11 protein-coding genes are annotated in these 15,145 nt (G+C 34.2%); all 11 read right to left on the minus strand.

What is annotated here, in order from left to right; genetic code table 11:
• Positions 1 to 337: 337 nt before the first annotated feature.
• The 11 genes from ftsH to J0J69_RS08205 all read right to left on the minus strand — a co-directional run bounded on the left by ftsH (position 338) and on the right by J0J69_RS08205 (position 14,993).
• Positions 338 to 2,371, minus strand: a complete 2,034-nt coding sequence (gene ftsH / locus J0J69_RS08155; protein ID WP_055242410.1) for an ATP-dependent zinc metalloprotease FtsH — start codon at positions 2,369 to 2,371, stop codon at positions 338 to 340.
• A gap of 15 nt (positions 2,372 to 2,386) precedes the next feature.
• The gene (gene hpt / locus J0J69_RS08160; protein ID WP_425330334.1) at positions 2,387 to 2,935 is read right to left on the minus strand and encodes a hypoxanthine phosphoribosyltransferase; all 549 of its coding nucleotides are present in this window, start codon (positions 2,933 to 2,935) and stop codon (positions 2,387 to 2,389) included.
• Positions 2,919 to 4,325 carry a tRNA lysidine(34) synthetase TilS gene (gene tilS / locus J0J69_RS08165; protein WP_317452380.1) on the minus strand — a complete coding sequence of 469 codons (1,407 nt, stop codon included), beginning with the start codon at positions 4,323 to 4,325 and terminating at the stop codon, positions 2,919 to 2,921. The genes hpt and tilS overlap by 17 nt, the downstream gene beginning before the upstream one ends.
• Positions 4,326 to 7,939: 3,614 nt before the next feature.
• Positions 7,940 to 9,100 carry a SpoIIE family protein phosphatase gene (locus tag J0J69_RS08170; protein WP_055277018.1) on the minus strand — a complete coding sequence of 387 codons (1,161 nt, stop codon included), beginning with the start codon at positions 9,098 to 9,100 and terminating at the stop codon, positions 7,940 to 7,942.
• A gap of 359 nt (positions 9,101 to 9,459) precedes the next feature.
• Positions 9,460 to 10,785 carry an MATE family efflux transporter gene (locus tag J0J69_RS08175; protein ID WP_055277021.1) on the minus strand — a complete coding sequence of 442 codons (1,326 nt, stop codon included), beginning with the start codon at positions 10,783 to 10,785 and terminating at the stop codon, positions 9,460 to 9,462.
• Between the two features lie 211 nt (positions 10,786 to 10,996).
• Positions 10,997 to 11,353: a S1 RNA-binding domain-containing protein gene (locus J0J69_RS08180; protein ID WP_055243898.1), complete on the minus strand. Its 357-nt coding sequence runs from the start codon at positions 11,351 to 11,353 to the stop codon at positions 10,997 to 10,999.
• Between the two features lie 46 nt (positions 11,354 to 11,399).
• Positions 11,400 to 11,738, minus strand: coding sequence for an FtsB family cell division protein (locus J0J69_RS08185; RefSeq protein ID WP_055243899.1), 339 nt, complete (start codon positions 11,736 to 11,738; stop codon positions 11,400 to 11,402).
• A complete protein-coding gene (yabQ, locus tag J0J69_RS08190; protein WP_055243901.1) occupies positions 11,698 to 12,222 on the minus strand; it encodes a spore cortex biosynthesis protein YabQ in 525 nt (174 codons plus the stop codon). Before yabQ ends, J0J69_RS08185 begins: the two co-directional genes overlap by 41 nt.
• Positions 12,222 to 12,539: a sporulation protein YabP gene (gene yabP, locus J0J69_RS08195; protein ID WP_055243903.1), complete on the minus strand. Its 318-nt coding sequence runs from the start codon at positions 12,537 to 12,539 to the stop codon at positions 12,222 to 12,224. Before yabP ends, yabQ begins: the two co-directional genes overlap by 1 nt.
• 172 nt (positions 12,540 to 12,711) lie before the next feature.
• Positions 12,712 to 13,449, minus strand: a complete 738-nt coding sequence (locus J0J69_RS08200; protein ID WP_212725964.1) for an ABC transporter permease — start codon at positions 13,447 to 13,449, stop codon at positions 12,712 to 12,714.
• A gap of 497 nt (positions 13,450 to 13,946) precedes the next feature.
• Positions 13,947 to 14,993: an ABC transporter substrate-binding protein gene (locus J0J69_RS08205; RefSeq protein WP_212725963.1), complete on the minus strand. Its 1,047-nt coding sequence runs from the start codon at positions 14,991 to 14,993 to the stop codon at positions 13,947 to 13,949.
• Between the last annotated feature and the right edge of the window lie 152 nt (positions 14,994 to 15,145).

Here is a 15,145-nt window from a genome sequence, read left to right on the forward strand (position 1 = left end):
TTGATTCCACTCCTAATTTTCAGTCCAATAAATCTTCAACCCTATGAACGTTATATTTGGATAGGGATTTTATTCCTTTGGTTTATTCAACGACACCAGATTAATGACCAATGCCTAATTATCCTGAGTGCTTCCTTTCTGACTTTTCTTTTCTTATCCTGTCAGATATGGGAAATAAGTCGTCGAATTATTATTGGATTAATTTTGATTATTGGAATTCTCTTAATGATTATTATTTGTTCCCTTGATTATACGGTTATCCGTCACTTAAAACACCGAATCAAATAAAAAACCGCTCTTCATACAAGAAGCGGTTTTTTTATATTTATTCAAAAAATTATTCTTTTGTTAAATCAATGATTGGTAACTTTTCTTTCGAAACAGTTAAGGTTGATTTTAACTTATAGTTACCTTCACGAACTAACTTAAATTTAGGTTGTTTTTTATCTTCTTTTGAATCAGCTACACTATAAGCAGTTGTTTCTAACTTCCCTTTTTCAACTAACTCATCAATTTGTTCTTTAGTTAATGTTTCGTATTGTAATAATGTCTCAGCAATTAATTTTACTAAGTCTTGATTTGATAGTAAAACTTTTCGACAACGATTATAACACTCACTAATAATCTTATGAATTTCTTCATCAATTTGACGTGCTAAATGATCAGAGAAGTTTTTATCTTTATTATAGTCACGTCCTAAGAAGACATTTCCACTACGTTGTTCGTATTGGATTGGACCTAAATCACTCATCCCATACTCTGTTACCATTGCACGTGCAATCGCTGTAGCTTTTTGGAAGTCATTATGAGCTCCTGTTGTTACTTCATTAAATGTAATTTCTTCTGACACACGTCCAGCAAGTAAACCAGTAATACGGTCTAATAAATCTTGTTTTGTTTGTAAATATGTTTCCTCTTCAGGAAGCATTAAGGCATAACCACCTGCTTCACCACGAGGAATGATTGTAACTTTATGAACAACCTCAGCATTTTCAAGTTTGATACCAACAACAGCATGTCCTGCTTCATGATAAGCAACAACACGACGCTCTTTCTTCGAGAAGACTTTCGATTTTTTAGCAGGTCCCATCATAACGCGGTCTGTTGCTTCATCCACGTCTTTCATTTGAATTTGCTTACGATTATCACGAGCAGCTAATAACGCTGACTCATTTAATAAGTTCTCTAAATCTGCACCACTAAATCCTGGTGTACGACGGGCGATATCCTCTAAACGTACTTCAGGTGCTAAACGCTTATTACGAGCATGTACTCTTAAAATTGCTTCACGTCCTTTTACATCTGGACGACCAATTGTAATTTGACGGTCAAAACGTCCTGGACGTAATAAAGCTGGATCTAATACGTCTGGTCGGTTTGTTGCAGCCATAACAATAATTCCAGAGTTTGGACCGAATCCATCCATTTCAACAAGTAACTGGTTCAATGTTTGTTCACGCTCATCGTGTCCTCCACCCATACCAGCTCCACGTTGACGACCCACAGCATCAATCTCATCAATAAAGATGATACATGGTGCTGTTTTCTTAGCTGTTTGGAACATATCACGAACACGGCTTGCTCCAACCCCAACGAACATCTCAACGAAATCTGAACCTGAGATTGAATAGAATGGCACACCAGCTTCACCAGCTACGGCACGAGCAAGTAATGTTTTACCTGTACCTGGAGGCCCGACTAATAAAATACCTTTTGGTACACGAGCACCCATTTCATTATATTTAGCTGGGCTTTTTAAGAAGTCCACAACTTCTACTAACTCTTCTTTTTCTTCATCATTTCCGGCTACGTCATCAAATGAAATCCCTTCTTGTTTTGATAACTTCGCACGGCTCTTACCGAAGTCAAATGCTTTATTATTCCCGCGTTGGGCTGATCTAAACATGAACATGATAACCCCTAGGAATAATACTGTTAATACAGCATAAGATAAGAAACTCCATACCTTACCAATCGTTGGTGCTACACCATTTGTTAAGCTAACATTATGGCTAATAGCTAAGTCACTTATTTTATCATAAGCAGTATCAGCTACAATGATTGTATAAGGAGTTTCCTTCCCATTAACTTTCATCTTACCTGAAATAGTCCATAAGTTTTTATTATCTTCTCCATCGATTGGACGAGCATCCATTGAAAGGACATTCTCGTTTTCAATTTGTGTAACAAATTCATTATATGTTGGTTCTTCAATAACTGTTTGTTCCGGTTCAATAAATATAAATCCATATAATCCTAAAACAATAATAAATAGAATGAAGTAGATTCCAATACTTTGTGGACCTTTTTTATTAAAACTACTTTTCTTTTTAATGCTATTAATCTTATCCTTTGGATTAATTGGCGGCATTTTCGCACCTCTTTCTTAATTCATATAGACTTCTTCTTTAAGAATACCTACATATGGTAAATTACGATAATACTCATCATAATCTAATCCGTATCCTACAACGAATGCTTTTGGAATATTAAATCCAATATATTTAGGTTCCATGACAACGACGCGTCCTTCTGGTTTATCTAACATTGTTACCACCTCAACTGAAGCTGCTCCACGATGTTTTAATAACGCAATCACTTTATCTAATGTGAACCCTGTATCTACGATATCCTCAACAATGATGATATGACGATTTTCCACTGAAGTATCTAAGTCTTTTAAAATTTTAACTTGTCCAGAAGAAGTTGTTCCCCCGTGATAGCTAGAAACATCCATAAATTCGATTTGAACTGGAATGTTCATGTGTTTCATTAAATCTCCGATAAAAGGAATTGATCCTTTTAATAAACCTAATAAAATTGGTTTTTTATCCGCATAGTCGATTTCTAATTGTTTTGCTAATTCTGCTGCTTTGGCCTCAATTTGCTCAGTTGTAAATAAAATTTCTTTAATATCGTTATGCATCTTTTTCATTCCCTCCACGGTGGCAATAATCAATTGTAATTACATGACCTTTTACTTGTCGATGACAAAGCGCTGACTTTTTTAAAAGCGGGATCCAAATGATTTGATCATTGGCATCTGTTACAATAGGCCAAGAATCTCTTAGTACCCTAGGAATCTTATTTTCAATCATAATTTCCTTTACTTTTTTAGATCCATAATCATTCATTAACTGAATACGATCGCCTGGTCTACGCGTTCTAACTTTTAAAGGTAATTCTATTTCATTATAACACAAATGAACTTTATTAATGCAAGATTTTTCCGTTTTTTCATCGACTTTGTTCTCACTTACTTTAATCACAGAACCAATGGGTAAAACTGTCCTTGTATCAAATGATAGAACCACTTCATAGTCATGCTCCAATAGAGGTATTGTAGAGAATTTTACTACATCATATGCGATTATACAACTGATTTGATGTGGTAAGGTTAACATTAAATTAGGCTTCGGATTTTTAATAAGTTTTTGAATTTCTTCAATATGCATCGTTTGAATATCTTTGAGTGTAAACTTCTGTAAAATCCGTTTAATAAGACGTCTCATTAAACTTGGAGGTAATTCTTGAAGAAAACTTCGCGAGACTTCAAAAGTTCCTTCACTTTGAAAAACATGACTCATTAATTGATCAACTTGTGCGGAAAAGTAGGCTTCATCTTCACTTAATTGCTCACTAATCATCCTTGCATGTTCATAAATAGATGGACTTTCTTTCACCAACTCCGGAACAATATACTTTCTAATACGATTTCTTGTATAAACATCACTTTTATTAGATTCATCTTCCCTGAACAAGACTTGCTCTTTTTCACAATATTCATAGATTTGTTTCTTAGTAACAGCAATTAAAGGTCGAACAACTTTTAATCCTTCATTTATAGTCGTTGGTTCAATGCCAATTAAACCACTAGGAATATTTTGATATAAGAACCGATGAAGCTGAGTCTCTAGTTGATCATCTGCGTGATGTGCTGTCACTAAACATCCCGCCCCGTAATCGTTGGCTACTGACTTAAAGAACTCATAACGTTTATTTCTCGCATATTCATGAAAGTTTTCAACCTCATTCGTTTTAGGTAAGTAATAGACCTCATAGGGAAGATCATAAGCACGTGAAACTTGTTCAACTAAGATTTCATCTAACTCTGAGTTTTCTCGTTTTTTATGGTTAACATGAGCCACGATTAAACGTAGTTGATGAGTTGTAGCAAAGTGCTTCATGAAATGCAATAATGCCATCGAATCCGCACCTCCCGACACAGCTACAATAACCGAGTTGTTTTTCTCAAATAAATTGTATTTTTTTATCGTCTCTAATATAACCTTTTGCATTAAAATCTCAAACTCCTTATAACTCATAAAAAACGCTTATAATCTATTATATCCATTTTGAGGTAAAAAAAAAGTATCGCCTAAAGTTTCATACACTTTTTCCCCATTATCCAATTATAATTAAAAACGATCAGATAAAATTCTGATCGCTTTTAATTGTAATGAGCTCTATTACAATCTATAAACTTGCACAAAAGGTGCGTTACTAAAGAATATTAAACAAGATTACTTGCGCACATAATCTTATTAATTTCCTTAGCCTTAAGCATCAATTTTTATTAACAGATAAAATTACTTATTAGTGGTCCTTCATCTTAGGCGGACCTCCGAATACGGCCCTGTATCCGGTAAAAACGATATTTCTATCGTGGCATCTATTCAATTGTCTGTCCGAACACGGCTTCTCACATGGAAAAGCACTATTATACTACATTAATTTTTTGAGCCACCAGCAAACGTTGGTAGCTCTTTTTGTTTTCTTAGAATCTTTTCTTAATTTTAAATTACTTATGTATAACCACCTGGATATTTGACTATAATAAATAATCTTTGATTTATTACTTCATACATTTTTATTCTCATCCATTCTTTATGGCTCTTTCTAGAGTATGAATTCATAAATCCTTTCATATTTTTAATCTTCGTCTTACTCAAGACTTCATTCAATTATTAAGTGATCGATCAACAAAATTGGCTCCGACCCCAATTATGAGATATTCTATCTATAAGATAGCCTCTACTTTTATAAATTCCTGTACATAAAATCAATTTCGTTTCTGATTTTTTTAAATTGTGGATAAGTTCCACTATTAATATGCCCACTCCGACTGGAACCTATTAATCAATTAACTCGCATATACATTCTTTAACTCATTTTAATCAGATTAGCTCTGACCTTAATCTGATTTTCATACCTATTTGTTACAAACTAGCTCTGAATCTGGATTTACTTACCAAACTCATACACATACTCACACATGGAAAACTTATCTCAACTCCATCCATACGTTTTACCGACTAAATCATTCATCTGATTCAATAATTAATTTTCTTACATTTTGAAACCTTAATTATCATACTACCCTACTATTAAACTTTAGCAATTTTTATTACTAACTAAACGTCCCTATATTAGCTCAACGTTTTACATATAGATCATTAAACTTCATACACACATCACACACTAACTTACTCGCACACTTTTTTCAAACCAGCTCCGACTTCTGATTTGTTTAACAAACTCATACACACATCACACACTAACTTACTCGCACACTTTTTTCTCAAACCAGCTCCGACTTCTGGTTTGTTTACCAAACTTCACACACATCACACACTAACTTACTCACACACTTTTTTTTCAAACCAGCTCTAACTCTGATTTACTTAACAAACTCATACACACATCACACACTAACTTACTCGCACACTTTTTTTCAAACCAGCTCCGACTTCTGATTTATTTACCAAACTTATACACAGATCACACACTAACTTACTCGCACACTTTTTTCTCAAACCAGCTCTCACTCTGATTTGTTTACCAAACTCATACACACATCACACTAATTTATTCGCACACTTTTTCAAACCAGCTCTGACTTATGATTTGTTTACTAAACTTCACACAGATCACACACTAACTTACACACACTTTTTTCAAACCAGCTCTGACTTATGATTTGTTTACCAAACTCATACACACATCACACTAACTTACTCGCACACTTTTTCAAACCAGCTCTCACTCTGATTTGTTTACCAAACTCATACACACATCACACTAACTTACTCGCACACTTTTTTCTCAAACCAGCTCTCACTCTGATTTACTTAACAAACTTCACACACATCACACTAACTTACTCGCACACTTTTTTTCAAACCAGCTCCGACTTCTGGTTTGTTTACCAAACTCATACACACATCACACACTAATTTACTTTCACACTTTTTTCTCAAACCAGCTCTAACTCTGATTTACTTAACAAACTTCACACACATCACACTAACTTACTCGCACACTTTTTTTCAAACCAGCTCCAACTTCTGGTTTGTTTACCAAACTCATACACACATCACACACTAATTTACTTTCACACTTTTTCAAACCAGCTCCGACTTCTGGTTTGTTTACCAAACTTCACACACATCACACTAACTTACTCGCACACTTTTTTCAAACCAGCTTTCACTTCTGACTTGTTTACCAAACTTCACACACATCACACACTAACTTACACACACTTTTTTCAAACCAGCTCTCACTCTGATTTGTTTACCAAACTCATACACACATCACACTAATTTATTCGCACACTTTTTCAAACCAGCTCTGACTTCTGATTTGTTTACCAAACTCATACACACATCACACTAATTTACTCACACACTTTTTCAAACCAGCTCCGACTTCTGGTTTGTTTACCAAACTCATACACACATCACACTAACTTACTCGCACACTTTTTTTTCAAACCAGCTCTAACTCTGATTTACTTAACAAACTTCACACACATCACACTAACTTACTCGCACACTTTTTTTCAAACCAGCTCCGACTTCTGGTTTGTTTACCAAACTCATACACACATCACACACTAATTTACTTTCACACTTTTTTCTCAAACCAGCTCTAACTCTGATTTACTTAACAAACTTCACACACATCACACTAACTTACTCGCACACTTTTTTTCAAACCAGCTCCAACTTCTGGTTTGTTTACCAAACTCATACACACATCACACACTAATTTACTTTCACACTTTTTCAAACCAGCTCCGACTTCTGGTTTGTTTACCAAACTTCACACACATCACACTAACTTACTCGCACACTTTTTTCAAACCAGCTTTCACTTCTGACTTGTTTACCAAACTTCACACACATCACACACTAACTTACACACACTTTTTTCAAACCAGCTCTCACTCTGATTTGTTTACCAAACTCATACACACATCACACTAATTTATTCGCACACTTTTTCAAACCAGCTCTGACTTCTGATTTGTTTACCAAACTCATACACACATCACACTAATTTACTCACACACTTTTTCAAACCAGCTCCGACTTCTGGTTTGTTTACCAAACTCATACACACATCACACTAACTTACTCGCACACTTTTTTTTCAAACCAGCTCTAACTCTGATTTACTTAACAAACTTCACACACATCACACTAACTTACTCGCACACTTTTTTTCAAACCAGCTCCGACTTCTGGTTTGTTTACCAAACTCATACACACATCACACACTAATTTACTTTCACACTTTTTCAAACCAGCTCCGACTTCTGATTTGTTTACCAAACTCATACACATATCACATACGATACTACTTTAAGAACCCAAATACATAGATTCTCTCTAACATTTTAATCTATGACTTCAAGTCACATGATTAAAAATTGGTATCAAAACAAACTACCCTTGCATACCGCATAAATTTCCGATTAAATTTTACCGATATATCCCCACTTTCGACATAAATTTTCAATCTATTCTATTGATTAAATTCTTTACGTTGCCAGCCATAAAGAATTTAATATAAAATAGTTGATTCTAATCAATTTAATATATCTACTACTTAATCAATAATCATTAATAAAAACAAGATTAAACCTATGGCTTTAAGACGCATATTGAGCTTGAGCTACACCTTGCCGCTTATACTCAACCACTAAAACCATCATATCGTCTTTAATTTTTCCTTTATGTTTACTAACTGTTGCTTGAAGAATATTTTTTGCTATATTTTTGGGGGATTTCCCCATTTGATTTAATATGACTTGTTCTAATTCCTTTATATCTGGATACTGCTCTACAATACCATCGCTACACATGAGTAGCACATCATCTTCTTCTAAACTTAACGTTACATGATCAACTTCTTGATCACTCATGACGCCAACTGGAAGTTGAGCCAAATTAATTAATTCAATTTGATGATTTCGTACAAGAAACGTAGGTGTCGCTCCTTTTTTGTAAAAAGTCGCCCGCTGACGTTCCCGGTCAATCATACAAATATCTAACGAAAAAAATCTTTCGTTCGCATTGGAATGTTGTTTTAATTGCTGTAAGGTTTGAATGGCTGTTTTAATTGGAATATTAAAACTTAGCAAACATTTCAAAATTTTTAAAGCTTCTGAGCTCTCTTTGTGAGCCAGCTCGCCATTTCCCATTCCATCACTAATTGCAATAAACGTTTGACCATTTGTGAAATTCTCATAGATATAACTATCACCTGAAATTTTATTTCCATCTTTCCCAACATAAGAAACCGCATGATCAATTTTAAACATATTAGAGGAATAGACTTTTATTTTAGTTTGTTTGCCCTTCGTTTTCTCAACAATCAATCGAAGTGGTTCATTCGTAATACTTTCAAGTATTGCTTGAATGGACAACAACGTTAATTCCTTCGGGGGCGAATTTATAACTAAATCCATCTTAATGAGTCTAGGATAAAGACTCTTAATCTTAATATCCGAACACCTCACGTGAATTCTTGCTAATTCTTCTTTAATTCGATTAAACTGTAATTCAAAGTCATGACGATCATACATCATCGATTGCATCATATTATCAATAGCTAATCCAATACAATCAAGAATCACATCGACTCTGATTAATTGACCTTTGCCAATAAACGAACGTAGTGATTTCACTAACTGTTGAAAATTCACTAGTTGGTTAAAGAGTTGACTAATCGTATAGATGTTTAATCTATCTCTTGTCTCTCTCTTTGGCTTAGGCGAAAATGTTTGTTTCATTTTCGTTACGAGTTCCATTCTTCTCTCCTCCTAATGACCTTAACTAATTGCTCCCTCCCCCGGGCTCAATTTGTAAGCCTATATTACCATCCGTCTAGTAGAGAATTTGTCACTTTATTGGAAGCATTTAAACTTTCGAAAGACACATTTTTTACATCTTCGGCACATCTATTAAAAAAATTCCAGCCTTTCTACCTCGTTTTACAGCACTCGGCAGTAATTGATGTCAAAACAATTGAAACCTTTTAAGGAAAGATGAATAAAAATTCATTCACGAACATATAATACATGTTTAATCTTTATTAAAATTGTGATGTTGTAGCAAATTGTAGATAAAACAAAAAGGCCAATCTAAATTGATTGACCTTTTTTGCTAACTAGATAACGGCTTTCCCTCGCCATCCACCACGTTTCCATCTAATATAGAAAATCACCGCACGTACACACTCATCAAGTGCCATCGCCATCCAAATTCCTACTAATCCCCAATCTAAAACAATTCCGAACACATAAGAAAGTAACGTTGCTACTCCCCACATCGATAACACACTAATAAAGACTGGATATTGCGTATCACCTGCCGCTTGCATCCCACGAATAATCACAATATTCACTGCACGACCAAGCTCTAAGAAAATTTCAATAAATGTAATCGTCTTTAATAAAGATAAAACATCTGGATTTTTTGTGAAGATTCCAAAAATATGATCACTTAATAAAAAGACACTGGTTGAAATAATTAATGTAATAATCATTGTAGGACGTAAAGTTTTTAAACTACGTTTATACGCAGCATCTTCTTCACGCGCTCCCACTAGATGACCAATAATAATTTGATTGGCTTGGCCAACAGCTGAAGAATATAAATATGATAGCCATGCAATCATATTCGCATAGACGCGAGCTGTAATGACTGCTGTTCCTAACATATTTACACACATTAAAATAACCATCTGCGAAAAATTGTACATGACACTTTCTCCACCGGCAGGTACACCAATGCGCAATAATTGCTTAAGCGTCTCTTTCGGGAAGGGGCGCAAATATTTTAAATGTAATTCCCCTTCAATACGTTTCGAAAATAAACGATAAACTAAAATTACTCCAATGAAACGACTAAAGACACTAGAAATGGCAATCCCCATAATGCCCATTGAATTTAACAATATGGCGTTGCCAATAATATTTAAGACATTCACGATGACCGAGATATACATCCCCTGCTTCATCAATCCATTACTTCTAAAAATCGCTGAGAAACTCATAAATAGTGCCTGTAAGAAAACTAACCCACCTACAATATTTAAATAAACTTGTGCATCTGCATGTAATTCAACAGGCATCTTCAAGGCATTAAATAAAGCGTCACTTCCAAAGAATAACCCTGCACTAATGATAGCACTAAAAATTAAATTCGTAAAAATTCCAACCGTATAAATCTCTGAGACCTTCTCTTTATTTTTTGAACCTAAATACTGTGTGACCATAATCGTAATAGCCATCGTCACAATACTAAACGTAATCGTTACAAAGTTCATAATCGTATTTACATTTCCGATAGCTGCCACAGCATTTTCAGAATATTGACTCATCATCATCTGATCAACATTTCCAACAAGCATCTGTAAAACAAGCTCGATGAAAATTGGCCATGTTAATTTAAATAACAAGCCTTTATCATTCATATTTAATGTTTGACCCATTTTATTCTCCTTATAATTAACTAAATTTTTGCACCTCAAAAAAGACAACAATGGATTTTAACATCTATCTTGCATAAAGTAAATATTTTTTATTCCCTGAGACTTTCCATCAAAACATCTAAACGCCTCTGAGTACTTCTTTACATAACCCAAAAAAACCATCCGAAATTGGATGGTTTTAGAATATATATACTAAACAAGTGTCGCTTAATTAGTTAGAACGACGACGTTGTGTTTTCATGTTCTTTTTAAGAGCCGATTGTTTTTCATCGCTATCTTTTAAGAAATTAGTGATTGCTTTATCTAGGTCTAAAGCTGGACGAGCTGGCTTTTCTGGGCGAGCTGGTTTCATTGAAAGGTTAATTTTCCCTTCTGGTGTCACCTCTTTAACGCGCACAGTTACTTCTTGACCCACGCTGACAACATCTTCAACTTTTTCTACGAATTTTTCAGATAACTCACTAATGTGTACAAGTCCTGATTTTCCATTTTCTAATTCCACAAATGCACCGAACTTCTTCACACTCGTGATTTTACCATTTAACTTTTGACCAGCTGTGATTGACATAAAAATCGACAGTCCTCCTCATAAATTTTTTATAATTTTAATTTAATTATTCTTGTTCTTTTGGAAGCTTAAATAATATTTCGCCTTCCTCAGATTTGAAATACTTCTCGCGTGCAAGCTTAGCAATATAATCTTCATTTTCAAGTTTGCTTATTTCATTGCGATAATATTCCTGTTTTGCGATTAACTCATCATATTGTTGTTGGTATGCGGCTAAATTTTCTTTAGCTTCAGTAAGTTTAGCTAGACGTCCTGTGTACATAAAAGCTCCCGCTACGATAAAGAATCCTATTAAAAGACTCATCGTTAAAGCACGACGATAGAGCAATTGTCTTCTTCTTTTTCTATTCTTCTTCTGTATTAAGGTTAGTTTTCTTTTTGCCACGTCGTCTCTCCTTCTTCTTACTTGACATCCATTTTCCCAATTTAGCTAAAGGCGTATAAAATAAAAGCTTTAAGATTCTAAGAAACAACATTATTATATCAGAAACAAGCTTGTAAATAAACATAATGGGTGAAATTACTAAGATATTCACTACTTTTTTTATAAAGTGTGCAATTGTGAATAAACTTTCTCCTAGCATTTCTAGATCACGATGCAGTGGTTGTTTTAAGAATTTAAAGTAAATGATAGCTCCAACAATTAAGAAAATTAAAATGTACAGATGAAAGATACCTTCATTGACATTATATATATAAACAAAAGTGAGGGGCACTTGAATTAACCAATATAAAATAATAATGGCCCATTGCATGTAATAATTAAAGAAAATCTCCTTTACGATGCAAACAAAATCTAATGTCACACCAATAAAAATTCCATACAATAGGACATGAATCATGAATTGAAACTGAACTGATAAACTCATTATTTAAATAATTTGCTAAAGATTCCTTTTGAGTCTTCACCAACCATGCCAAAATCATCATATTCATAACCAGTGATATACCCAATAATCGATAGCTCTCCTTTTTCAAGATCTAGATTTTTAAGCTCTAAATCCATACCCCTCACCGTTAAAATCCCCATTGTTGTGTCAATCGTAAATAACTCGCTATCAAAGCTTAATAACTTCTTAATACCAGTGACATCCATCAATTTACGCTCCTTCATTGACACTTGATGATAACCTAATAGTGTGCTTGGTTTTTGCTTCATATAAGACTCTTTCTCATAAATGTTCATATTCTCTTCCCTCCGTTATCTGTTTTATCACTAGAACTTATGATTGCTCTAATTTAAATATAACTTCGAGTCGAGAAACACATTGTTTCTACCTTATATTTTATGATTTTGCGCTACAACTTGTTCACTAAAACGACTTGATTTCATCATATTTTTATCCCCCTTGTCGTTATCAGGCATCAAGATGACGAATTAATCTTTTTATTAAGTAGCCAATGATTATCTCAAAAAACATAACTAATAGGATCAGCACAATTGTCCAAGCAAAGACAGCTGGCATATTTAAATACGTCTTTTCATAGTTTAATTGTTGGCCAATTCCAACCTGACTTTGTCCCATAACCTCAGCCATGACCATCACTTTAAAAGACAACCCAATAGTAGCCTGAACCCCACTACTCAGTATTTTTAAAAGTTGTGGATAATATAGGGCCTTAAATGTTTCAAAATGAGTGGCTCCAAATAACAAACAAACGTCCAACAAATCAGGATCAATATCATTCATAGCTCCTCCTATTAATTCATACAACAGTGGAAAGATAACGAGCGCCATAATCATAATTGGCCCCAAGTCACGACCAAACCAAATCAATAAAATAATCGTCACAGAAATCGTAGGCACCGTCCGTAAAAAGGTCACTATCGGAGACAATAGCAGTCGGATGATTTTAAAATACCCAGAAAACACACCTAGTATCAAACTAATGATAAAAACACAGCTAAACGTCATCATCGTCCTCACTAACGTTGCCCAAATAATACTCACAAAAGAAGAACTAAAAATAATTCGGTATAACTCAGTAAAAATCAACAAGATAGAAGGTAAAATAATAGGTTTATCTACTATCTCGACTGCTAACTCATAACCAACCATTACCCCTACAATAATTAACAGACTATACCGATTCATCACACTTCCTCCCTTATTTAATCTTACGGATGAAAAAGATAACTTATGTTAGATTATCTAAACTCTATGCTATAATGCGCTTGGATTATGAAGTATTGTATAAAAATTATTGAGGTGATTTTTACACTCATCGAAATGTTGTGTGTTTGATGTTTATTAATCATCTTTTTAATATATGTTTACCGCGCTATTAGACTTGGATTTTTTCTACTAAAATAAACATTTCACAAACAAAAATAGGTCATCTGACATAGATGACCTATTTTTTATAGATTTATCATAAAAAAGCACTTAAAGAATACCTTCAAACTGAATTCACAAAAGTGATTCTCTCTAGAATCGACGTTAAGTTAGACAACAGAATAAAGTGTATCTTTAAGTGTTTAATGACAATTACTTGGCAGGTGGTCTTTCCCCTGCTCTCTTTGTCGGCTACCAAACCGAGATTCAAGTAACTATCCTTTATAATATATGCACTTCAAATTAAAATATACTACTTATTTTATTAAATAATAAAAATCATCTTCCGGTAATGCACCGCCTACTGTCTTCGGATCAAATTCATATAGTTTTTCTAAATAAAGTTCAATCTCTTCTTTTGCTTCTTCCGCTGTTTTAAACATTAAATTAGAATTTGGGGCTGATGCTGTAATGATGGGTTCTGGCATCTCAAGTCCTGTCTCAATTGCTTCTTTTGCCATCTCAGCTGGTGACTGATTCGCAAACTTAACGCTTGTTTCTACCTGTGCTAATAAAGGTTCAATGACCTCTGGATGATTTTCAATTAAATCTTTATGCACGAATAGACTCGCTTGTGGATAAGAAGTCACGCCATATAGCTCTCCCCATTGCTCTTGAAAATCAACAACAACGTTCACATTTTCTATTTTTGTTTTTAAAACAGATAATGAGGGCTCAGCAATCACAGCTACATCAATTTCTCCCGCTGCAAACATAGATTGAACATCAGAAACACTTGCTAAATATTCAACCTCGACAGAATCAAGTATTCCTTTTTCGTCTAAAATCGTCTGTAACACAATATCGGGCGTACTTCCTTGACCAAAGGCTGTAATTTTTCTTCCCGCTAAATCATCAAATGTTAACTCCTCATTACTAATTAAATATAAATTCCCCCAAACTAAAGTCGCGACTAATTGATAAGGCAGCTCTTTTTGATAAAGTGTCGCCCCTAAATTTGTTGGTGCGACAATAACCTGTGATGTCTCAGACGTGAAAGCTGCTACTAGCGGATCACTTCCTTGAACATATGGTTGCACGGTATAAGTAACATGATCGCCTAGCTGAGGTGTTGTCGCCACTAAATGAGCGAGTGCCATCGCTGTTGAGCCACTCGGCACTAACATATCAAATGATATAGGATCAAATTGAGGTGTTAATTTTATTTCCTCACCTGAATCATTTGTTTGATTTTGTTCAACGACTTCAGGTGTTGTAGTTGGTGGTGTTTTACTCTGCTGATCTTCATTCGCACACCCTACTAATCCTAATATAAAAATAAAAATCGCTAAAAATCTTTTCATCTAAAATTCCTCCCTATGCATTCTGTCTAAGATTATACCTAAGGAATACTTATTTTTCTTTAGGAATCATTAGTCACTTTTCGCACACATGATGCTAAACTTATCCAATCATGTAAGTAATTTAATAAAAATATCGAACCTTATCAAAAATT

Origin of the sequence: Turicibacter bilis (assembly GCF_024499055.1) — a bacterium.
GTDB classification, from domain to species: domain Bacteria; phylum Bacillota_I; class Bacilli_A; order MOL361; family Turicibacteraceae; genus Turicibacter; species Turicibacter bilis.